At 68.3% G+C, this 20,913-nt stretch carries 17 protein-coding genes and 1 tRNA gene; 11 read left to right on the forward strand and 7 right to left on the reverse strand.

Features of this window, described 5'->3' with window-relative positions; genetic code table 11:
- Nucleotides 1-379 precede the first annotated feature (379 nt).
- Nucleotides 380-466, forward strand: a tRNA-Leu gene (locus DK254_RS11910).
- 194 nt (nucleotides 467-660) lie between these two features.
- Nucleotides 661-876, forward strand: a complete 216-nt coding sequence (locus DK254_RS11915) for a hypothetical protein (protein WP_009619935.1) — start codon at nucleotides 661-663, stop codon at nucleotides 874-876.
- A 217-nt stretch (nucleotides 877-1,093) separates the two neighbouring features.
- On the opposite strand, the gene DK254_RS11920 is transcribed toward DK254_RS11915, so the two are convergent.
- Nucleotides 1,094-1,312, reverse strand: coding sequence for a hypothetical protein (locus DK254_RS11920; protein WP_109933872.1), 219 nt, complete (start codon nucleotides 1,310-1,312; stop codon nucleotides 1,094-1,096).
- Nucleotides 1,313-1,455: 143 nt separating this feature from the next.
- On the opposite strand from DK254_RS11920, the gene DK254_RS11925 reads away from it, so the two are divergent.
- The gene (locus tag DK254_RS11925) at nucleotides 1,456-1,833 is read left to right on the forward strand and encodes a LexA family transcriptional regulator (RefSeq protein ID WP_109933873.1); all 378 of its coding nucleotides are present in this window, start codon (nucleotides 1,456-1,458) and stop codon (nucleotides 1,831-1,833) included.
- A 4-nt stretch (nucleotides 1,834-1,837) separates the two neighbouring features.
- On the opposite strand, the gene DK254_RS11930 is transcribed toward DK254_RS11925, so the two are convergent.
- From DK254_RS11930 to imuA, 3 genes are read right to left on the reverse strand one after another with little or no spacing between them, the layout of a single operon-like run.
- Nucleotides 1,838-4,921 carry an error-prone DNA polymerase gene (locus DK254_RS11930; RefSeq protein WP_109933874.1) on the reverse strand — a complete coding sequence of 1,028 codons (3,084 nt, stop codon included), beginning with the start codon at nucleotides 4,919-4,921 and terminating at the stop codon, nucleotides 1,838-1,840.
- Nucleotides 4,918-6,333: a DNA polymerase Y family protein gene (locus tag DK254_RS11935; protein WP_109933875.1), complete on the reverse strand. Its 1,416-nt coding sequence runs from the start codon at nucleotides 6,331-6,333 to the stop codon at nucleotides 4,918-4,920. The genes DK254_RS11930 and DK254_RS11935 overlap by 4 nt, the downstream gene beginning before the upstream one ends.
- Before the next feature lie 7 nt (nucleotides 6,334-6,340).
- Nucleotides 6,341-6,958 carry a translesion DNA synthesis-associated protein ImuA gene (gene imuA / locus DK254_RS11940; RefSeq protein ID WP_109933876.1) on the reverse strand — a complete coding sequence of 206 codons (618 nt, stop codon included), beginning with the start codon at nucleotides 6,956-6,958 and terminating at the stop codon, nucleotides 6,341-6,343.
- Between the two features lie 398 nt (nucleotides 6,959-7,356).
- Between imuA and galU the strand changes: the two genes are divergently transcribed.
- On the forward strand, nucleotides 7,357-8,196 hold the full coding sequence (gene galU, locus DK254_RS11945) for a UTP--glucose-1-phosphate uridylyltransferase GalU (protein WP_009619948.1): 840 nt from the start codon (nucleotides 7,357-7,359) through the stop codon (nucleotides 8,194-8,196).
- A 190-nt stretch (nucleotides 8,197-8,386) separates the two neighbouring features.
- Here the strand turns inward: galU and DK254_RS11950 are convergent, their stop codons facing one another.
- Entirely contained in the window at nucleotides 8,387-8,818 is a 432-nt protein-coding gene (locus DK254_RS11950) for a VOC family protein (protein WP_109933877.1), read from the reverse strand.
- A gap of 86 nt (nucleotides 8,819-8,904) precedes the next feature.
- Between DK254_RS11950 and gorA the strand changes: the two genes are divergently transcribed.
- Both gorA and DK254_RS11960 read left to right on the forward strand, forming a co-directional pair.
- Nucleotides 8,905-10,260 carry a glutathione-disulfide reductase gene (gene gorA / locus DK254_RS11955; RefSeq protein ID WP_109933878.1) on the forward strand — a complete coding sequence of 452 codons (1,356 nt, stop codon included), beginning with the start codon at nucleotides 8,905-8,907 and terminating at the stop codon, nucleotides 10,258-10,260.
- Between the two features lie 352 nt (nucleotides 10,261-10,612).
- The gene (locus tag DK254_RS11960; protein ID WP_109933972.1) at nucleotides 10,613-11,671 is read left to right on the forward strand and encodes an IS110 family transposase; all 1,059 of its coding nucleotides are present in this window, start codon (nucleotides 10,613-10,615) and stop codon (nucleotides 11,669-11,671) included.
- Between the two features lie 338 nt (nucleotides 11,672-12,009).
- On the opposite strand, the gene argA is transcribed toward DK254_RS11960, so the two are convergent.
- Complete coding sequence (argA, locus tag DK254_RS11965; RefSeq protein WP_109933879.1) at nucleotides 12,010-13,308, reverse strand: amino-acid N-acetyltransferase; 1,299 nt, start codon at nucleotides 13,306-13,308, stop codon at nucleotides 12,010-12,012.
- 120 nt (nucleotides 13,309-13,428) lie between these two features.
- Nucleotides 13,429-14,568 carry an acetylornithine deacetylase gene (gene argE / locus DK254_RS11970; protein WP_109933880.1) on the reverse strand — a complete coding sequence of 380 codons (1,140 nt, stop codon included), beginning with the start codon at nucleotides 14,566-14,568 and terminating at the stop codon, nucleotides 13,429-13,431.
- A 196-nt stretch (nucleotides 14,569-14,764) separates the two neighbouring features.
- Between argE and DK254_RS11975 the strand changes: the two genes are divergently transcribed.
- The 5 genes from DK254_RS11975 (at nucleotide 14,765) to DK254_RS12000 (ending at nucleotide 20,911) form a co-directional block, all read left to right on the forward strand.
- On the forward strand, nucleotides 14,765-16,126 hold the full coding sequence (locus DK254_RS11975; RefSeq protein WP_109933881.1) for an inorganic triphosphatase: 1,362 nt from the start codon (nucleotides 14,765-14,767) through the stop codon (nucleotides 16,124-16,126).
- Between the two features lie 166 nt (nucleotides 16,127-16,292).
- Nucleotides 16,293-18,077: a GspE/PulE family protein gene (locus DK254_RS11985; RefSeq protein ID WP_109933882.1), complete on the forward strand. Its 1,785-nt coding sequence runs from the start codon at nucleotides 16,293-16,295 to the stop codon at nucleotides 18,075-18,077.
- A gap of 124 nt (nucleotides 18,078-18,201) precedes the next feature.
- Entirely contained in the window at nucleotides 18,202-19,140 is a 939-nt protein-coding gene (locus tag DK254_RS11990) for an SPFH domain-containing protein (protein WP_089393853.1), read from the forward strand.
- A gap of 4 nt (nucleotides 19,141-19,144) precedes the next feature.
- Entirely contained in the window at nucleotides 19,145-19,591 is a 447-nt protein-coding gene (locus tag DK254_RS11995) for an NfeD family protein (protein WP_109933883.1), read from the forward strand.
- Between the two features lie 234 nt (nucleotides 19,592-19,825).
- Entirely contained in the window at nucleotides 19,826-20,911 is a 1,086-nt protein-coding gene (locus DK254_RS12000; RefSeq protein ID WP_109933884.1) for a calcium:proton antiporter, read from the forward strand.
- The last annotated feature ends 2 nt before the right edge of the window (nucleotides 20,912-20,913 follow it).

The following is a 20,913-nucleotide window of genomic DNA, read 5'->3' on the forward strand; positions in this document are numbered from 1 at the left end:
TGTACCGATGATGGCGCTGTGCCGGTTTTTCGGCAGTTATGTGACTGGATTCACATTGTCCCGCTGTCCGGGAGGTGGCAGAAGAAAAAGCGGCCGCATCCGGGGTAATGCGGCCCAAGCCGGGGTTGGCTTCCCTTCCGCCCCGTGGGTGGGCAGCTTATGCGACATGGGAGATGGCAAAAAGCCGGTAATTCCGACTAGTCCCTTGTGCAGGGGACGCAGGGTGCGCAGCGAGCCTCGGGGAGGGCGGAATCGGCTGCGCCATCAAGTGCTTAGGCGCCCGGCCCCGGCTTTACCGCAACGAGTCGACTCGGTATAGTCTCGGCCCTTCCACATTGCCCGGTGGCCGAACTCTTCCGGCCTCGGCAATGCCCGCCCGGCTCGGATGGTGAAATTGGTAGACACAGCGCACTTAAAATGCGCCGGCCTAACGGTCTTGCGGGTTCGAGTCCCGCTCCGAGCACCAGAATTCCTCCCTGCATTCCCGACTTGCCGACTCGGCAGCGTGACAATCGGCCGCGCTGCCAACGCTCGCCGCCGCATCGTCCGCCGGCTTGCGCAAGGGGGATGCGCCTGACCGCTGGTCAGAATGCAACTCGCTGAAATCTTTGAGAAATATTGTTGTCCTACGGTGCTCGCACTTTGTCATGAGGACCTGACGTGCAACGTGCAGCCCGTAACATCCGCAAGGTGCTGGACTCGGTAGCCAGCAACAACGAAGCCACTGCCATCGAAGTGATGCGCGCCGTGGAGCAAGTGCCGGACGAACTGCTGCGCCAGCGGTTGCTCAAGGCCATTCATCACCTGAACCAGGACGCCGCCGAATTGCGCGCCCTGCGCGACGAGGTCACCGGGGCGGACATTCGCCTGGCCTGAGTTTGGCGCGCGGCTGGCGGCCCGGCCCGTGTAGCCGGGAGGGCCGTCCTGCTCCTGTGCGACTGTGTCCGCTGCGGATCCACCACCTCGCCCAGCCCCTGCGAGCTCATCGCTGGCCGTCGGGTTCATCCGGACGAGCCTGTCGGGCGAGGGGACCTGAGGAAGGGGGCTGTATGGAGCTTCCGAAAAGCCTGGATGACGGCGGCCTGCGGCCGCCTCAGCGATGATTCCACGCCAGCCAGCCGGCATGACGCCTGCGCGGGGCCGGCTCCGGCTGCGCCTGGGGTGCCGGCGCCTCGTGGGGATGGGCCGGGGTTTCGCTGCGCGAATGCAGCCGGGCCCTGCGCATGGGCACGCGCAGGAAGGCCCAGAGCGTGACGCCCGCCAGCAGCAGCCAGCCGAAAATCATGAGTGTGACGAACGTGCCAGGATTCATGCTGAAAGTCCTCGCCCCCACACGAAGGATAGACCACGCCGCAGCGGTTGCCGGCGGCCATCAATGGAGTGGCGGATGGCTTGCCGGGTTCGCATTATTTCTGGTATCTGTATGCATGTACAGTATTCCGAGGGTGCTCCGCCATGTCTCATGCCGCTTTCCATCCTGCCGTCGCCGATCCGTCGGCGTTCCTCCAGGCGCAGCCGCGGTCGCTGGATGACCTGCTCGAGCTGCACACGCCCCATACCTACATAGTCCGCGCACATGGCGATGGTATGACCGGTGCCGGCATCCACGACAATGACCTGCTGGTGGTGGACCGCGCTTCCCTGGCCTGTTCCGGCGAGGTGGTGGTGGCCGCGGTGAACGGCGAGCCGCTGATCCGCCGCCTGGACATCATCGACGGCGCCTACGCGCTGCTGCCGGCCAACGACCGCTACCCGCCGATCCGCATCGGCGAAGGCGACGAACTGGCGATCTGGGGCGTGGTGCGCTGGAACCTGCACCGCCTGGCCAGCTGAGCCACTAGCGGAAATCGCGGCTGGGCACGTCCAGGCCGCTGAGCAGGGGCGTCAGGTCGACCAGTTGCTCGGCGATCACGTGGCGCACGCCGCTCTCGCTTTCCAGCCGGCCGCGCACCTGCAGCAACTGCGCTTGCAGGAATACGCGGCGCTGGCGTTCGGCAACGTCGCGCCAGACCACGACGTTGACCAGGCCGAACTCATCCTCGAGGGTGACGAAGGTGACGCCGCTGGCGGTTTGCGGCCGCTGCCGGCCGATCACCAGCCCGGCGACGCTGAGTGGCCGGCCGTGCTCCAGGCCGGGCAGCTCGCGGGAGCTGCGGCAGCGCAACGCTTTCAACTGGCCGCGCAGCAGGCGCAGCGGGTGCGGGCCTAGGGTGGTGCCCAGGCTGGCGTAGTCGGTGAGCATTTCCTCGCCCAGGCTGGGCAACGGCAGGCTCACCGCGGCCTCCGTCATGGCGTCTTGACCGGCGAACAGCGGTAGCTGCGGTTCCACCCCGGCCACGGCCCAGCGCGCCCGGTGGCGATGCCCGGCCAGGCCGCGCAGGGCGCCGGCGTCGGCCAGGCGCTCGCGGGCCGCGGCGTCCAGGCCGGCCCGGTAGCTGAGGTCCTCGACGCTTTCGAAAGCCCGTCGCTCGCGGGTCTGGACGATGCGTTGGGCCAAATCCTCGCGGAAGCCGCGGACCATGCGCAGCCCCAGGCGGATTGCCGGCTGTGCCTCGCCCTTATCCTCCAGGCTGCAGTCCCAGTGGCTGTGGCGCACGTCCACCGGCAGCACCTCGATGCCGTGGCGGCGGGCATCCTGCAGTACCTGGTCGGGGCTGTAGAAACCCATCGGCCAGCTGTTGACCAGGGCGCAGGCGAAGGCTGCCGGCTCGTGGCACTTCAGCCAACTGCTGGCATAGGTGAGCAGGGCGAAGCTGGCGGCATGGGATTCGGGGAAGCCGTAGCTGCCGAAGCCCTTTATCTGTTCGAAGATGCGCTTGATGTAGTCCTCGGTATAGCCCTTGGCGCTCATGCGTTCGAACAGCCGCTGGCGATGTGGCTCCAGGCCCCCGTGACGCTTCCAGGCGGCCATGCAGCGGCGCAGTTCGTCGGCCTCACCCGGGGTGTACTTGGCGGCGATGATCGCCAGTTGCATGACCTGCTCTTGGAACAGCGGGACACCGAGCGTGCGCTTGAAGACCGGGATGAGTTCTTCGTGCGGATACACGACCGGTTCTTCCTTGTTTCTGCGGCGCAGGTAAGGATGCACCATGTCACCCTGGATCGGCCCTGGGCGGACGATGGCGACTTCGATCACCAGGTCGTAGAAGTTCTCGGGCTTTAGCCGCGGCAACATGGCCATCTGCGCCCGGGATTCGATCTGGAACACCCCGATGGTGTCTGCACGGCTGATCATCGCGTAGGTTTCCGGGCAGTCCTGCGGCAGCTCGGCAAGGGTCCAGCGCTTGCCGCGATAGTCCGCGATCAGGTCGAAGCAGCGTCGCAACGCGCTGAGCATGCCCAGGGCAAGCACGTCGACTTTCAGCAGGCCTACCGCATCCAGGTCGTCCTTGTCCCATTGGATCAGGGTGCGTTCGGGCATGGCGGCATTTTCCACCGGCACCAGGGTTTCCAGGGGATGCTGGGAAATCACGAAACCACCCGGATGCTGCGACAGGTGGCGGGGAAAGCCGATCAGCTCGCGGGTCAGTGCCAGCACTCGGCGAAGCACCGGACTGTCCGGATCGAAACCACCTTCGCTCAGGCGATCCTGCGGCGGGTCTTCGTCGCTCCAGCGCCCGCAGCAGTCGGCCAGGGCATTTACCTGGTCGGGCGGTAGGCCCAAGGCCTTGGCTATGTCGCGAATTGCGCCGGCGCTGTGGTAGGTACTGACAACAGCAGTCAGCGCCGCGCGCGAGCGGCCATAGTGACGAAACACGTACTGGATGACCTCCTCGCGGCGTTCGTGCTCGAAGTCGACGTCGATATCCGGCGGCTCGTTGCGCTCGCGGGAGATGAAGCGTTCGAACAGCAGGGTACCCTGGGACGGATTCAGCTCGGTGATCCCCAGGGCGAAGCACACCGCGGAGTTGGCCGCCGAACCCCGGCCTTGGCAGAGGATGTGCCGACTGCGGGCAAAGGCGACTATGTCGTGGACAGTCAGGAAGTAGTTGTCGTAGCCGAGCTCGGCGATCAATGCCAGTTCGTATTCGATCTGTTTGCGCACCTCTGCTCCGCAGCCGCCTTCCGGCCAGCGGCGCAGTAGACCCTTTTCAGTCAGCTCACGCAGCCAGGTGGTAGGTGTATGTCCTGCGGGCACGAGTTCGCGAGGGTACTGATAGAGCTCGCGTAGCTGCCCCAGATCGAAACTGCAACGCCCCGCGATCCGCAGCGTCTCCTCCAGCAACTGCGCCGGATACAGCTCGGCCAGCACTTCCCGCGGGCGCAAGTGGCGTTCGCCGTTGGGGAACAGGTGGGCGCCGGCCTCGCTGACCGGCAGGTGGTGACGGATGGCCGTCATGCAGTCCTGCAGGGCCCGGCGGCCGCGGCTGTGCATGTGCACGTCGCCGCAGGCCACGGCGGCGATGCCATGGCGGGCGGCCTGGGCCAGCAGGGCCTGCAGGCGGGCACTGTCGTCCGCGCCGCGGTGCAGCCCGACGCCCAGCCAGAGGCGTTGCGGGAAGCGTTCGCGCAGCCAGGCGCCATCCGTATCCGCTGCCGTGTCGGGCAGCCAGATCGCCAGCAGGCCTTCCAGGTCGGCTTCCAGGTCCTCGCGCAGCAGGCGGTAGCTGCCCTTGTCGGCGCGGCGCCGGGCGTGGGTGATGAGCCGGCAGAGGTTCTGGTAGCCGGCGAGGTTCTCGGCCAGCAGGACCAGCTTGGGGCCGGCCTCGATGCGCACCTCGCTGCCGACGATCAGCGCCAGCTCGAATGCCTTCGCCGCCTGCCAGGCGCGGACGATGCCGGCCAGGCTGCATTCGTCGGTGATGGCCAGGGCGCGGTAGCCCAGGCGTGCGGCGCGCTCGAAGAGTTCATGGGCGCTGGAGGCACCGCGCTGGAAGCTGAAGTTCGACAGGCAGTGCAGCTCGGCGTAGGCCGGGGTCATGCGAACCAGCCGTGGATCAGCCACGGCCCCTCGCTGCCGACCTCGCGGTAGACCCAGGCCTGCTGGCCGGCGCGGGTCTGCACCCGGTAGTAGTCGCGGCGCATGTCCGCGCCATCCCACCAGCCGGACTCGATGCGCTCCGGCCCGGCGAGCACCCGGGGCAGGCTTTCGCGCAGCGCCTGTGGCTGCCGCAGCAACCAGCCGGGGCGCGGCCCGCAGGGCGGCAGGGGGAGGGCGCGCGGGCTTTCCCGGGGTTGCCAGGCCTGCTCCGGCCGGTGCTCGGCGAGGGCGCCCAGGCCGTGCACGGCATCGTCGCCCAGGCGCGCGCGCAGACGTTCGCGCAGCTGTTCCCAGGGCTGCGTCTGCTGCGGGCGCTCGTCGAACAGCTGGCGCAGCCCGGGGGCGAAGGGCGGCAGGTCGTCGACCTGCAGGCGCACGGCCTGTACCGCGGCGGGCAGTTGCAACTGTTCCAGGCGGCCGCGGCTCAGCTCGAAGAGCATGGCCGGCTCGCGCTCGGCGCTGAGCAGGCCGACCGGCATGCAGGTTTCGCCGCGGCCGTGGTGCTCCAGGTACAGCTCGAAGCGCTGCACGCCGCTGTCGCGCCCGGCGAGGAAGGCGGCGAGGTCGCCGGTCAGGCGGCGCAGGGGGAAGAGCAGGGCCTGGGTCGATTCGACGTCGAAATTCAGCTCGATGCGGCTCTCGAAGCGTTCCGGTGGCCGGTAGAAGTCCAGGGCCAGCGACCGCTGGCCGAGCAGGTTGTCGACCTGCCGCAGCAGTTCCGCCGGAAAGCGCCGGGCCAGGCCGTCGCGAGGCATGGCGAGCAGTTGCTGCAGGCTGCGCAGGCCCATGCGCGCCAGGCTGGCCACGCTTTCCCGGGGCAGCCCGCAACGCTCCAGGGGCAGGCGCCCGAGGACGCTGCGCAGGGCTTCCGGGTGTTCCACCACCAGGCCGTCACCGGCGTTGACCAGTACCCGCGCGGCCGCGGGGGTGGGCGCCACGCCGATGCGGTGGCTGAAGCCCAGGGCCCGCAGTTCCTCGCGCAGGCGGGCCTCGAAGCGTGGCCAGGGGCCGAACAGCGCCAGGCTGGAGGCGACCTCCAGCAGCAGCGCGCGCGGGTAGTGCTGGCTGACCTGGGAGCTGAAGCCGTAGGCCCAGGCGGCGAGCAGGTCCTGGCTGCGCTGGATGGCGGCCAGGTCGTACTCGGCGCAGTCGAAGTCGCGGCACAGGGCGCGTGCCGCGGTCAGCGACAGGCCGGGGCGCAGGCCGAGCCGGCGGGCCGCCGGGTTGACCGCCTGCAGCACGCGCCGTTGTGGCGGGCCGGCTAGCAGGGCGAGAGGCGCCTCGGGATCGCTGCGCTGGCGCAGGGCGGCGTCCATGGCCAGCTGTGGCAGGAGAATGCAGGCCCAGCGCATGGCGACCTCAGTGCAGGGCGGCCAGCGGCAGGGGGCTGGCCGGGGCCAGGCCGCCACGGCACTTGAGCACCCGCAGTTGCGCCGGGCGGGTTTCGACGGCCAGGCGCAGCGCGGCCGGCGAGGGGTTGTACGCCTCGCGCAGCGGGCGGAAGGCGAAGGCCAGGGTCTGGCCGCTTTCCGCCGCCACCTGCAGGCGGCGCAGGGCGCGGTCGTCGGCCTGCTGCGGCCAGCACAGCACGGCGCCGCAGCAGCCCGAGCGCAGGCATTGCTCGGTCGCCCAGAGCGCATCGCGGCCACTGGCCTCGACCCAGGCCAGGTGCTGCAACTCGACGCCCGCCTCCAGCCAGGCGCGGGGATAGGGGATGTGCGGCGGCGCCACCAGCACCACGCGCTCGCCGGCCGCGCTCAGGCGCGCCAGAGTCGGCCAGAGCAACTGCAGCTCGCCGATACCCTCGGCGGCGTGGAGGATCTCGCTCAGCGCCGCCTCTGGCCAGCCACCGCCCGGCAGCAGGGCGTCCAGCCGGGCGTGGCCGGTGGGCTGGGCCGCGCTGGGCGTGGTGCCGGCCTGGCCCTTCCAGACGCGTCGCTGGTCGAGCAGCGCGCCCAGGTCTACGGCGACGCCCATGGTTGGCACCTGTGATGGGAAGAGGGGAGGTAGAGCAAGATGAAATCCCGAATACTGTATGAAAATACAGTATCCGGTCTCGCCCCCATCCGGTCAATACGACCGGTTCGCTACGCCGCGACGATCCGCCGGAAGACTGAGCCAGGTCAGCACGGGCTCTGTCGGCGCCCTTCAGAGTGCGTAGGATGGAGCCGACAGACGGTCGCCGAAGGTACCAGTGCTGACTTTTTGCCAGTATCGACCGAACTTGCCGGCGCCGCGGCGGTCTGACTAGCCGTTGCCCATCGCCGACGGGCCTGCGCCTCCGCTGGCGGGCGCGCAGCGTGGGCATTGTAAGCCGCACGCGGGCTCATTAGACTGCGCGCCATTCACACCCTCGTTCATGTCGAAGGACTTCCATGATCAAGAAATGTCTGTTCCCGGCTGCCGGCTACGGCACCCGCTTCCTCCCGGCCACCAAGGCCATGCCCAAGGAAATGCTGCCGATCGTCAACAAGCCGCTGATCCAGTACGGCGTCGAAGAGGCGCTGGAAGCCGGGCTGTCGGAGATCGGCATTGTCACCGGCCGCGGCAAGCGTTCGCTGGAAGACCATTTCGACATCAGCTACGAGCTGGAAACCCAGATCCGCAACACCGACAAGGAAAAGTACCTGGTCGGTATCCGCCGCCTGATCGACGAGTGCACCTTCTCCTACACCCGTCAGATCGAGATGAAGGGCCTGGGCCACGCCATCCTCACCGGCCGCCCGCTGATCGGCGACGAGCCCTTCGCCGTGGTCCTGGCCGACGACCTCTGCCTGAACCTGGAAGGCGACAGCGTCCTGAAGCAGATGGTCAAGCTGTACAACCAGTTCCGCTGCTCCATCGTGGCCATCCAGGAAGTGCCGCCGGAAGAGACCAACAAGTACGGCGTGATCGCCGGCGAGATGATCCGCGACGACATCTACCGCGTGAACAACATGGTCGAGAAGCCCAAGCCGGAAGAGGCGCCGTCGAACCTGGCGATCATCGGCCGCTACATCCTGACCCCGGACATCTTCGAGCTGATCGAGCAGACCGAGCCGGGCAAGGGTGGCGAGATCCAGATCACCGACGCCCTGATGAAGCAGGCCCAGGACGGCTGCGTGCTGGCCTACAAGTTCAAGGGCAAGCGCTTCGACTGCGGTAGCGCCGAGGGCTACATCGAGGCGACCAACTTCTGCTACGAGAACCTCTACAAGACCGGCAAGGCCTGGTAATCCCGGCGCGTTCCCGGTACGTCGAAGAAGCCACCTGCGGGTGGCTTCTTCGTTTCCGCCGTTCGCGTGGGCCGCACGCTTTCGGAGCGGGGGGCTGCCGTAGGGCGAATAACCGTTCGCGGTTATCCGCCGTTGCCTTGCGAAGGCGGCGGATAACGCTGGAGGCGTTATGCGCCCTACGGTTCGGCGCCTACAGCGACGATGGAATCGGCATTTCTTCCGAGCCCGGCCCCAGTGGTTGGCCGTAGCTGAACTCCACGTAATTTCCTGCAGGGTCACGAACGCCACAGTAATAACCGACGGGGTAGGGCTCCTGGCGCGGCGGCCAGATCAGGCAGCCGGCGCGTTCGGCCTCGGCGGCGATGGTATCGACCTTCTCGTGGCTGTCCACCGCGAAGCCGAAGTGGCTGTAGTCGTCGCTGGCCAGGTGGCGGGCCTCGCCGCCGGGCATGATGACGAAGATGAACTGGTGCTCCTTGCCCGGCTCGGCCATCCACACGATGCGCGAGCCCTTGCCCTCGCGCTGGTGGATCACGCGCATGCCGCAGAAGCGTTCGTAGAAGGCGATGCAGGCCTCCAGGTCCGGTACGTGCAGGGCCAGGTGGGTCAGGGACGGGCGCATGGCGGCTTCCTCCTGTGGGCTCTGCTGGCAGGATAGGCCAGCGGCGATGAGGTATGCTGCCGGGCATCTGCCAGTGGAGAACGACGATGGCTTTCGATTTCGACCTGTTCGTGATTGGTGCGGGTTCCGGCGGCGTGCGTGCCGCGCGGTTCGCCGCGGGGTTCGGCGCGCGCGTGGCGGTGGCCGAGAGCCGCTACCTGGGCGGCACCTGCGTGAACGTCGGTTGCGTGCCGAAGAAGCTGCTGGTGTACGGCGCGCACTTCCACGAGGACTTCGAGCAGGCCGCCGGCTTCGGCTGGAGCCTGGGCGAGGCGCGCTTCGACTGGCCGACCCTGATCGCCAACAAGAACCGCGAGATCCACCGCCTCAACGGCATCTACCGCAACCTGCTGGTGAACAGCGGGGTGACCCTGCTCGAAGGCCACGCGCGCCTGGTCGACGCCCATACCGTGGAAGTGGACGGCCAGCGCCTGCGCGCCGCCAACATCCTCATCGCCACCGGTGGCTGGCCCCAGGTGCCGGACATCCCCGGCAAGGAACACGTCATCACCTCCCAGGAGGCCTTCTTCCTGCCGCAGCTGCCGCGCCGGGTGCTGGTGGTGGGCGGCGGCTACATCGCAGTGGAGTTCGCCTCCATCTTCCACGGCCTGGGCGCGCAGACCACCCTGCTGTACCGCCGCGAACTGTTCCTGCGCGGCTTCGACCGCAGCGTGCGTGAGCACCTGCGCGACGAGCTGACGAAGAAGGGCCTGGACCTGCAGTTCAACGCCGACATCGCGCGCATCGACAAGCAGGCCGACGGCAGCCTGCTGGCGACCCTCAAGGACGGCCGCCTGCTGGAGGCCGACTGCGTGTTCTACGCCACCGGCCGCCGGCCGATGCTCGACGGCCTGGGGCTGGAGAACGTCGAGGTGGCGCTGGACGACAAGGGTTTCGTCAAGGTCGACGAGGCCTACCGCACCAGCGAGCCGTCGATCCGCGCCATCGGCGACGTCATCGGCCGCGTGCAGCTGACCCCGGTGGCCCTGGCCGAGGGCATGGCGGTGGCCCGCCAGCTGTTCCGCCCCGAGGAATACCGGCCGGTGGACTACAAGCTGATCCCCACCGCGGTGTTCAGCCTGCCGAACATCGGCACCGTCGGCCTCACCGAGGACGAGGCGCGCGCCGCCGGGCACCGGATCAAGCTGTTCGAGAGCCGCTTCCGCGCGCTCAAGCTGACCCTCACCGAATCCCAGGAAAAGACCCTGATGAAGCTGATCGTCGACGCCGACAGCGACCAGGTGCTGGGCTGCCACATGGTCGGCCCGGAGGCCGGCGAGATCCTCCAGGGCATCGCCGTGGCGCTCAAGGCCGGGGCCACCAAGCGGGTGTTCGACGAAACCATCGGCATCCACCCGACGGCGGCCGAGGAGTTCGTCACCCTGCGTACGCCGGTGGCCTGATCTCGTAGGATGGGTTGAGCTTGCGAAACCCATGTGGCCGTGGCGATGGGTATCGCTTCGCTCAACACCATCCTACGGTGGGGCTTCTCCTGCCATTTAGGCGGACTGTCTTGCGGCTTGCGCCGAGATGCTCTTCGTAGGAGCGAGCTTGCTCGCGAACCGCATGGCACCGCGTTTGTTCGCGAGCAAGCTCGCTCCTACGAAAAGAGTTGCCAGCGGGTAGTGTAATTGGATGGACTCACCCTCACCGAGGCGTCGAAGCGCCACGGTGGCATTCTAAGAAGCCAGCGACAGTGAGGGTGAGGCCATGAAAAAGCATACGACGACGACGAAGCCCATGTCTGCAGTGGATGTGTCGGCTTGCACGACAGTCGCCGTGGATTTGGCGAAGCAGGTATTCCAGGTGGCCGGGGAAGATGCCCAGGGCCAGTTGGTGTACGAGCAGCGGATCAAGTCGCGTGAAGCGTTTCAGGTGTTCCTGCAGAAGCTGCCGAGGGGCGTGACGGTGCTGGTGGAAACCGGTCCGGGTGCGCAAGCCTGGGCCCGGTTGCTGCAGATGCAGGGCAACCCGGTGCGTATCCTGCCGGCCCAGCGTGTGGCCGAGCATCGTAGCGGGGCAAAGAATGATCGCAATGATGCCCATGCCATTTTGCGAGCGGGACGGGATTGCAGCATCGCGTCGGTGCCGGTGAAGAGTGTCGCGGCGCTGGCGATGCAGGCCTGCCACCGGATTCGGCGTGGCTATGTGCGGCGGCGTACGGCCACGGGTAATCAGATACGTGGGCTACTGCTGGAGCAGGGCATCGCCCTGGCTCAGGGGGAGGCGGCCTTGAGCCAAGGTGTCCCCCGGGTACTGGAAGACGCCAGCCAGCCCTTGCCGGATCTGCTGCGTGAGCTGATCGACGAGATGCTGAGCGAGTGGAGGCGACTGGGCGAGCGCATCACAGCGCTGACCGAGCGTCTGGAAGCGTGTGCCAATGCGGACCAGGCAGCGAAACGGCTGATGACGGTGCGTGGCATTGGTCCGATCACTGCCACGGCGCTGCTGGCCAAGCAGACCGAACCGGAACGTTTCGCCAATGCGCGCCAGTTCGCCGCCTACTTCGGTATCGTGCCCGACCAGCACAGCAGCGGGCAGAAGGTGCGACTGGGCAAGATGACTAAACGTGGCGACGCCTATGTGCGCAGCCTGATGGTGGTGGGCGCGCATGCGGTATTGAAGCAACTGCGGCCGGATTCCGAGCACCCGGACGACCGTCGCCTGCAACGCTGGCTACAGCGCCTGGGGCGCAAGGGGGCGGCCGTGCGACTGGCCAACCGCAACCTGCGGATCGCCTGGGTACTGTTGCGCAGCGAGCAGACCTACCAGCGCAAGCCGAACGCTTGCCAGGAGATTGAGATGAGTCACTGATCCAACGAGTTCCCGCCACCGGGGCGCCAAGCCGCTCCAACCCCTGCTGAAGAACATTGACCCCTGGTCAGACCGTCGCGGATTGATGCCTACGCTCCTACTGGCCTTCGAGGCCTCTTTGTAATCGGCATTCCGCGGGCTTACCCAATGTTGGCCAGAAGCCCGACGTGGCTTCCTCGAACAGGCCTAATACATAGATGCAATCGGGTTCCTCTGTTCAAAAGCGGGTTGACGGTGGGGGTGAGTCCATACATAGGAGCGAGCTTGCTCGCGAACGGATTCCGCAGCGGGTTTCATTCGCGAGCAAGCTCGCTCCTACGAAAGGCAGAGGGGCTGAACTACAGGCTCTTCTCGAACACCTGCGAATTGCGCTGGTAGTTGTACAGCGAAGCCCGCGCCGCCGGCAGGCGCTCGACGCTGCTGGGCTGGAAGCCGCGCTCGCGGAACCAGTGGGCGGTGCGGGTGGTGAGCACGTAGAGGGTCTTCACGCCCAGGGCCCGGGCGCGCTTCTCGATGCGTTCCAGCAACTGGTCGCCGCGCCCACCGTGGCGGTACTCCGGGTTGACCGCCAGGCACGCCAGCTCGGCGGCGTCGGAATCGGCGATCGGGTAGAGCGCCGCGCAGGCGATGATCAGGCCCTCGCGCTCGACGATGCTGAACTGCTCGATCTCGCGCTCCAGCACCTCGCGCGAACGGCGCACCAGGATGCCCTGCTCTTCCAGCGGGCGGATCAGTTCCAGCAGGCCGCCGACGTCCTCGATGCCCGCCTCGCGCAGTTGCTCGAACTGCTCCTGGGCCACCAGGGTGCCGTTGCCGGCGCGGGTGAACAGCTCGCTGAGCAGCGCGCCGTCCTCGGTGAAGCTGACGATGTGGCTGCGCCGCACCCCGGCGCGGCAGGCCTGGGCGGCGGCGTCGAGCAGTTCCGCCTGGTAGCTGTTGCCCAGGCGCTGCAGGTGCGCCGGCACCTGTTGCGGGCGCAGCTCGCGGACCAGCTTGCCGTCCTCGTCGAGCAGGCCGCGCTCGCCGCCGAACAGGATCAGCTTGTCGGCGTCCAGCTCGATGGCCGCGCGCATGGCCACGTCCTCGCAGGCGAGGTTGAAGATTTCCCCGGTGGGCGAATAGCCCAGGGGCGAGAGCAGCACGATGGAGCGCTCGTCGAGCAGGCGGCCGATGCCCTTGCGGTCGATGCGCCGCACCTCGCCGGTATGGTGGTAGTCGATGCCCTCGACCACGCCGATCGGCCGCGCCGTGACCAGGTTGCCCGCGGCCACGCGCAGGCGCGCGCCCTGCATGGGCGAGGCGGCCATGTCCATGGACAGCCGCGCCTCGATGGCGATGCGCAGGCTGCCCACGGCATCGATCACGCATTCCAGGGTGGGCGCGTCGGTCACCCGCAGGTCGCGGTGGAAACGCGGCGCCAGCCCGCGCGCGGCCAGGCGCGCCTCGATCTGCGGGCGCGAGCCGTGCACCAGCACCAGGCGCACGCCCAGGCTGTGCAGCAGCACCAGGTCGTGGACGATGTTGCCGAAGTTCGGGTCTTCCACGCCCTCGCCGGGCAGCATGACCACGAAGGTGCGGTCCCGGTGGGCGTTGATGTAGGGAGAAGCGTGACGTAACCAGGTGACGTAGTCTTGCATTGTCCAGGTGGCCTGTGAGCGGGCGATGAAGGGTTGTCGAGTGCAGTTGGCCGGCAAGCGGCGGGAGCGGCGGTTATCGTCGTCGCATGCACATCGACGGGGTTCTCCTCTTCAGGGCGGTTACAGGCAGTAATGCTGGATCAAGCCGCGCAGCAGTTCCACGGTCGGCGGGATGCGAGCGAGTTCCAGGTGTTCGTCCGGCTGGTGGGCGCAGGCGATGTCGCCGGGGCCCAGGACCAGGGTCTCGCAACCGAGCTGCTGAAGATACGGTGCTTCGGTGCCAAAGGCTACCGCTTCCGCCGAATGCCCGCTCAGGCGCTCGGCCAGGCGCACCAGCTCGCTGTCCGCGGCCTGCTCGAAAGGTGGCACGGCGGGGAACAGCGGCTGGTAGTCCAGGCGCACCGAAAAGCGCTCGGCCACCGGCTGCAGGCGCTCGCCGATGGCCCGGCGCAGGGCTTGCGGGTCCATGCCCGGCAGCGGCCGCAGGTCGAACTCCAGGGCGCACTGGCCGCAGATGCGGTTGGGGTTGTCGCCGCCGTGGATGCAGCCCAGGTTCAGCGTCGGCTGGGGCACGCCGAACTGCGGGTTGTTGAACTCCTTCTGCCACTGCGCGCGCAGCGCCAGCAGCTCGCCGATGGCCGCGTGCATGGCCTCCAGGGCGCTGTGGCCGAGGCTGGGGTCGGAGGAGTGGCCGCTCTGCCCGAGGATGTCGATGCGCTCCATCATCACCCCCTTGTGCAGGCGGATCGGCCGCAGCCCGGTGGGCTCGCCGATCACCGCGGCGCGCCCCAGCGGCCGGCCGGCCTCGGCCAGGGCGCGGGCGCCGGCCATGGAGCTTTCCTCGTCGCAGGTGGCGAGGATCAGCAGCGGCTGGCGCAGGGGCTTCTCCAGCAGCGGCAGCAGCGCCTCGATGGCGATGGCGAAGAAGCCCTTCATGTCGCAGCTGCCCAGGCCGTACCAGCGGCCGTCGCGCTCATCCAGGCGCAGCGGGTCGCTTTTCCACAGCGACGCGTCGTAGGGCACTGTGTCGGTGTGCCCGGCCAGCACCAGGCCACCGGGGCCGCTGCCCAGGCTCGCCAGCAGGTTGAACTTGCCCGGGGCGATCTCCTGCAGTTCGCAGGCGAAGCCGAGGTCGCCCAGCCAGGTGGCCAGCAGCTCCACCACCGGGCGGTTGGACTGGTCCAGGGCGGCCTGGGTACAGCTCACCGACGGCAGGGCGAGCAACTGGGCGAAACGGTCTTTCAGGCTCGGCAGGGGCATGGGCGTCTCCGGAAGCGTTGTGCCCATCATGGCCCAGGATGGCCGCCAGTTGAACCGCCATCCTTCGCCGGAACAGCGCCGACGCGGTGCTGTCCTGTACACTAACGGGCTTCGACGAACGCTCCGGCGCCCGCTCCGGCGCGCCCGTCCACCCTTTCTTCCCGGAGCGCAGCGCGCTCCCGACCCGGACTCCGCCATGCAGAAAGAAACCGAAATCAAGCTGCGCGCCAGCCGCGAGACCCTCGAGGCGCTACGCGACCACCCGCTGCTGAAGAAGCGCAACAAGTCCGGCTGGCAGCAGAGCGAGCTGTACAACCAGTACTACGACACCCCCGGCCGCGACCTGGCCCGGGCCAAGGTCGCGCTGCGCCTGCGCCGCGACGGCGAGCAGTTCATCCAGACGCTGAAGAGCCGCGGCCACAGCGTCGCCGGGCTGTCCGAGCGCAACGAGTGGGACTGGTACCTGGACAAGCCCGAGCTGGACCTGGGCAAGCTCGACGACAGCTGCTGGCCGGCGGCCCTGGCCGACCTGGACAAGGCGCAACTGGCGCCGATCTTCAGCACCGATTTCACCCGCCAGCGCGCCGAGATCGCCTGGGGCCGCGGCAAGACCCGGGTGGTGATCGAGGCCGCCCTGGACCTGGGCAAGGTGGTGGCCGGGGAGCAGGAAGAGGAAATCTGCGAGCTGGAGCTGGAACTGCGCCAGGGCGAGCCCGCGGCATTGCTGGAACTGGCCGCGGAGCTTGCCGCCGACCTGCCGCTGATGCCCTGCGACATCAGCAAGGCCGAGCGCGGCTACCGGCTGTTCGACCCGGCCAGCTACACGGTGCACCCGGACACCCAGAAACTGTTGGCGGAAACCCCGCTGGACGGCGCCTTCGCCGCCATCGCCTGGGGGCTGCTGGGCAGCAGCCAGCGCCTGGCCGAGCAGTACCGCTTCAACGGCCACTGGCGCCTGCTGCAGGAATGGCTGCAGCAACTGGTGGACCTGCGCGCCCTGCTCGGCAGCCTCGGCCAGGCCGCGCCGCGCGCCAGCAGCCGCGAGCTGCGCGCCGCGCTGGACGCGCTGATCGGCGACTGGCGCCCGCGCCTGGAACAGGGCGAGGCCGACGAAGCCGTGCGCCAGCAGGCGCCGGAAGCCTTCCGCGCCGAGCTCGGCCAGGTTCGCTGGGGCCTGTTCTCGCTGCAGGCCTCGCGCTGGCTGCTGGCCCGCGCCTGGCAGGAAGGCCGCAACGAGCGCGGCAACCGCCAGGGCGCCGCGGCCCTGGGCAAGTGGCTGCCGCGCCTGCTCGCCGAGGAAGCCGAGGGCCTGCCCCTGGCCCGCGCCCAGCAGCAGCCGGAACTGCTCGTCGAGCAGCTGCCGCGCCTGCAGCGCCTGCTGGTCTGGCTGCGCCTGGCCCGCGGCGTGCTCGACCTGCCCGAGGCCGACCGCCTGTACGGTGAACTGGCCAAGCTGGAACTGGTCCTACACCAGCGCGACAGTGCGGGCCTGGATGCCCTGGCGGCCCAGGCCCATACTGTGCTGACCCTCAAGCCCTGGAAGGCGATTTTGAAGTAGGCTGCAGGCGGCAGGCCATAGGCTGCAGGCAAGAGCGGAGCGCTTGACCTGCCGCCGGGCTGCCGTACGCTCTTCGCCTGTAGCCTGTAGCCTGTAGCCTGTAGCCTGTAGCCTGTAGCCTGTAGCCTGTAGCCTGTAGCCTGTAGCCTGTAGCCCCGGAGCCCCAATGTCCGTCTTCGCTTCGCCCGCCCAGGATCGCTGGCTCGACCTGGCCGATGTCCTCCACGAGCTGGTCGCCCAGGGCCGCGTCGCGCAGAGCGACGCCGAGCAGTGCCTGGCGATCCGCCGCAGCGCGGTGAAGAACCAGCAGCACCCCCTGGAATTCCTCGCCGCCCAGCAGGTGCCGGACCTGCGCCACCCCGGCCGCCACCTGGACCTCGACACCCTGGTGCACTGGCTGGCCGAGTATTCCGGCCAGCCCTACCTGCGCATCGACCCGCTGAAGATCGACGTCGCCGCGGTCACCCCGCTGATGTCCTACGCCTTCGCCCAGCGCCACAAGATCCTCGCCGTGGCGGTGGCGCCGGACAGCGTCACCATCGCCAGCGCCCAGCCCTTCGTGCACAGCTGGGAAAGCAACCTGACCCACGTGCTCAAGCGCCCGATCAAGCGCGTGGTGTGCAACCCGCTGGACATCCAGCGCTTCACCACCGAGTTCTACCGCCTGGCCAAGTCGGTCAGCGGCGCCTCCGCCCAGGACATGAAGATCAGCGGCGTGAGCAACTTCGAACAGTTGCTCAACCTGGGCGCCAGCGACCAGGAGCCGGACGCCAACGACGCGCACATCGTCACCATCGTCGACTGGCTGTTCCAGTACGCCTTCCAGCAGCGCGCCAGCGACATCCACATCGAGCCGCGGCGCGAGCAGGGCACGGTGCGCTTCCGCATCGACGGCGTGCTGCACAACGTCTACCAGTTCCCGCCGCAGGTCACCATGGCGGTGGTCAGCCGCCTGAAGTCGCTGGGGCGGATGAACGTCGCCGAGAAGCGCAAGCCCCAGGACGGCCGGGTGAAGACCAAGACCCCGGACGGCGCCGAGGTGGAGCTGCGCCTGTCGACCCTGCCCACCGCCTTCGGCGAGAAGATGGTGATGCGGATCTTCGACCCCGAGGTGCTGCTCAAGAGCTTCGACCAGCTGGGCTTCTCCCCCGAGGACCTGCGCCGCTGGCAGAGCATGACCAACCAGCCCAACGGCATCATCCTGGTCACCGGCCCCACCGGCTCGGGCAAGACCACCACCCTCTACACCACGCTCAAGCAGCTGGCCACGGACGAGGTGAACGTCTGCACCATCGAGGACCCGATCGAGATGATCGAGCCCTCGTTCAACCAGATGCAGGTACAGCACAACATCGAGCTGACCTTCGCCAGCGGCGTGCGCGCCCTGCTGCGGCAGGACCCGGACATCATCATGGTCGGCGAGATCCGCGACCTGGAGACCGCCGAGATGGCCATCCAGGCGGCGCTGACCGGGCACCTGGTGCTCTCCACCCTGCACACCAACGACGCCCCCACGGCCATCACCCGCCTGCTGGAACTGGGCGTGCCCTACTACCTGATCCGCGCCACCGTGCTCGGCGTCATGGCCCAGCGCCTGGTGCGCACCCTGTGCCCGCACTGCAAGGCACCGCTGGAGCTGGAGGAAAACGACTGGCAGGACCTGACGCGGCCCTGGAACGCCCCGCTGCCCACCGGCGCGCAGCAGGCGGTGGGCTGCCTGGAGTGCCGCGACACCGGCTACCGTGGCCGCGCCGGGGTGTACGAGATCATGCTGCTGACCGACAGCCTGAAGGAACAGATCACCCCCGACACCGACCTCATCCCGCTGCGCCGCCACGCCTTCAAGGAAGGCATGCGCAGCCTGCGCCTGTCCGGCGCGCAGAAGGTCGCCGCGGGCCTGACCACCATCGAGGAAGTGCTGCGGGTGACGCCGCAGAGCGAACAGAAATAGGAAATCTCCGAGCCCGATGGGGCTCGCGGGATGACACGGGAAAGCGTTAGGTTTTCCCGCTGCCCCACCCCTCGTGGGCCGGGGCGCCATGCAGGAAGTCCCAATCGACCAAGGAGTGCACCAGATGGAAACCGGCAGTGTCCTGATTCTCTTCGTCATCCTCGCGCTGGCGATCGTCTTCATGGGCTTCAAGGTGGTCCCCCAGGGCAACGAGTGGACGGTGGAGCGCTTCGGCCGCTACACCGGCACCCTCAAGCCGGGGCTGAACATCATCGTCCCGGTGATGGACCGCGTCGGACAGAAGATCAACATGATGGAGCGGGTGCTGGACATCCCCCCGCAGGAAGCCATCAGCGCCGACAACGCCATCGTGCAGATCGACGCGGTGTGCTTCTACCAGGTGGTCGACGCGGCCCGGGCGGCCTACGAGGTCAGCGGCCTGGAGAACGCCATCCGCAACCTGGTGATGACCAACATCCGCACCGTGCTCGGCTCCATGGAGCTGGACCACATGCTCAGCCAGCGCGACGCCATCAACGAGCGCCTGCTTCGCACCGTCGACGAGGCCACCGCACCCTGGGGCCTGAAGGTCACCCGCATCGAGATCAAGGACATCAGCCCGCCGGCCGACCTGGTGGAAGCCATGGCCAGCCAGATGAAGGCCGAGCGCCTGAAGCGCGCGCAGATCCTTGACGCCGAGGGCAAGCGCGCCGCGGAAATCCTCACCGCCGAGGGCGAGAAGCAGGCGCAGATCCTCAAGGCCGAGGGCCAGCGCCAGGCCGCCTTCCTCGAGGCCGAGGCCCGCGAGCGCCAGGCCGAGGCCGAGGCGCGGGCGACCCAGGTGGTCTCCGAGGCCATCGCCAGCGGCAACGTGCAGGCGGTGAACTACTTCGTCGCGCAGAAATACGTCGACGCCCTCGGCCAGCTGGCCGCCTCGAACAACAGCAAGATCGTGCTGATGCCCCTGGAGGCCAGCCAGGTGATAGGCGCGGTGGGCGGCATCGGCGAGATCGTCAGGGCCACCTTCGGCGACGGCGCCCCGGGCGCCAAGGGCCGGGGCTGAGGTCATGTGGGACTACCTGCAACACCTGAGCTTCTGGGACTGGCTGGCCTTCGGCACCCTGCTGCTGATCCTCGAGGTGTTCGGCGCCGGCGGCTACCTGCTGTGGATCGGCATCGCCGCGGCGGCCACCGGCGTGCTGGCCTTCTTCGCCCCGGCCCTGGCCTGGACCTGGCAGTTCCTCGCCTTCGGCATCCTGGCGCTGCTCACCGTGGCGTTCTGGTGGCGCTACCAGCACCGCCCGGGCGCCGGCGAAGCCGCCAGCGGCCTGAACCGCCGCGGCAGCGAGCTGGTCGGCCGGCAGTTCGCCCTGCACGACGCCATCATCGGCGGCCGCGGCAAGATCCGCGTCGGCGACAGCCTGTGGCTGGTCAGCGGCCCGGACCTGCCGGCCGGCGCCCAGGTGAAGGTCACCGGGCAGGACGGCGCCGTGCTGCTGGTGGAGCCGGCCTGAGCCTGACGCCTCACGCCCCTGTAGGAGCGGACCTTGTCCGCGATAGCCGGCGCGAATCGCGGATAAGATCCGCTCCTACGCGCCATGCCCACCTCCGGCTCCACCTGTAGGAGCGCGCCCTGCGCGCGAATCGCGGGCAGGGCCCGCTCCTACGTTCCCGCCGACGGTGGGCAAGGCCCCGGGCAGGGCCTAAGATGGGCGCCTCGACCCCACGGAACGGACATCCCCCCTCGAATGCTGCGCCTGCTCAAAGACGAGAAATTCCTCCTCCTCGCCCTGCTCCTGGCCGTGCTGGCCTACGCCCTGGAGCACAGCCTGCTGGCCGGCGGCAAGGCCGTGGCCGGGGTGGCCGCCAGCGTGCTGCTGGCCTCGATCATCAGCGTCTCGCTGCGCGTGGCGCACCATGCCGAGGTGCTCGCGGAGAAGGTCGGCGAGCCCTACGGCACCATGATCCTGACCCTGGCGGCGGTGCTGGTGGAGGTGGTCATCCTGGCCATCATGATGGGCCACAACCATTCGCCGACCCTGGCCCGCGACACCATCTACGCCGCGGTCATGCTGGACATGAACGGCATCCTCGGCCTGGCCGCGTTGCTCGGCGGCCTCAAGCACGGCGAGCAGGCCTACAACGACGACTCGGGCAAGACCTACGTGACCATGATCCTCACCGCGGTGGGCATCTCCATGGTCATCCCCGAGCTGATCCCGGCCGCGCAGTGGAAGCTCTACTCGCTGTTCACCATCGGCTGCATGCTGATGCTCTACGGCCTGTTCCTGCGCATGCAGACCGGCCAGCACAGCTACTTCTTCAGCTACAACTACGCGGTGCGCAAGCAGCAGCCCCACGAGGCCGACGAGGAGCACGGCGGCACCCACGGCTCCATGGCCCTGCTGGTGGTCGGCGTGGTGCTGATCGGCGCCCTGGCCGAGGTGATGTCCAAGGCCCTGGACGTCAGCCTGGAAGGCAGCGGCGTGCCGCCGATCGTGCCGGCGCTGCTGGTGGCGGCCATCTCCGCCAGCCCCGAGATCCTCACCGCCCTGCGCGCCGCCCTGGCCAACCGCATGCAGCCGGTGGTCAACATCGCCCTCGGCGCCTCGCTGTCCACGGTGATCCTCACGGTGCCGGTGATCGAGGCCCTGGCGCTGTTCAAGGGCCAGCCGTTCCAGATGGCCATGACCCCGCTGCAGACCGGGATGATGTTCATCACCCTGGTGGTGGCCGGGTTCAACCTGCACGATGGCAAGACCAACGCCATCGAGGGCATGACCCACTTCGTGCTCTTCGCCACCTTCCTGATGCTGTCGCTCATGGGTTTGTAAGC

This window comes from Pseudomonas sp. RW407, from assembly GCF_003176655.1.
Taxonomy (GTDB): Bacteria; Pseudomonadota; Gammaproteobacteria; order Pseudomonadales; family Pseudomonadaceae; genus Pseudomonas; species Pseudomonas delhiensis.

What these genes read in the sequence shown, in the direction of transcription:
- DK254_RS11935 (WP_109933875.1), bottom strand. Translation starts at nt 6,333, where the DNA reads ATGCGCTGGGCCTGCATTCTCCTGCCACAGCTGGCCATGGACGCCGCC.
- galU (WP_009619948.1), top strand. Translation starts at nt 7,357, where the DNA reads ATGATCAAGAAATGTCTGTTCCCGGCTGCCGGCTACGGCACCCGCTTC.
- DK254_RS11975 (WP_109933881.1), top strand. Translation starts at nt 14,765, where the DNA reads ATGCAGAAAGAAACCGAAATCAAGCTGCGCGCCAGCCGCGAGACCCTC.
- DK254_RS12000 (WP_109933884.1), top strand. Translation starts at nt 19,826, where the DNA reads ATGCTGCGCCTGCTCAAAGACGAGAAATTCCTCCTCCTCGCCCTGCTC.
- imuA (WP_109933876.1), bottom strand. Translation starts at nt 6,958, where the DNA reads ATGGGCGTCGCCGTAGACCTGGGCGCGCTGCTCGACCAGCGACGCGTC.
- DK254_RS11930 (WP_109933874.1), bottom strand. Translation starts at nt 4,921, where the DNA reads ATGACCCCGGCCTACGCCGAGCTGCACTGCCTGTCGAACTTCAGCTTC.
- argA (WP_109933879.1), bottom strand. Translation starts at nt 13,308, where the DNA reads ATGCAAGACTACGTCACCTGGTTACGTCACGCTTCTCCCTACATCAAC.
- DK254_RS11950 (WP_109933877.1), bottom strand. Translation starts at nt 8,818, where the DNA reads ATGCGCCCGTCCCTGACCCACCTGGCCCTGCACGTACCGGACCTGGAG.
- argE (WP_109933880.1), bottom strand. Translation starts at nt 14,568, where the DNA reads ATGCCCCTGCCGAGCCTGAAAGACCGTTTCGCCCAGTTGCTCGCCCTG.
- DK254_RS11920 (WP_109933872.1), bottom strand. Translation starts at nt 1,312, where the DNA reads ATGAATCCTGGCACGTTCGTCACACTCATGATTTTCGGCTGGCTGCTG.
- gorA (WP_109933878.1), top strand. Translation starts at nt 8,905, where the DNA reads ATGGCTTTCGATTTCGACCTGTTCGTGATTGGTGCGGGTTCCGGCGGC.
- DK254_RS11985 (WP_109933882.1), top strand. Translation starts at nt 16,293, where the DNA reads ATGTCCGTCTTCGCTTCGCCCGCCCAGGATCGCTGGCTCGACCTGGCC.
- DK254_RS11990 (WP_089393853.1), top strand. Translation starts at nt 18,202, where the DNA reads ATGGAAACCGGCAGTGTCCTGATTCTCTTCGTCATCCTCGCGCTGGCG.
- DK254_RS11925 (WP_109933873.1), top strand. Translation starts at nt 1,456, where the DNA reads ATGTCTCATGCCGCTTTCCATCCTGCCGTCGCCGATCCGTCGGCGTTC.
- DK254_RS11995 (WP_109933883.1), top strand. Translation starts at nt 19,145, where the DNA reads ATGTGGGACTACCTGCAACACCTGAGCTTCTGGGACTGGCTGGCCTTC.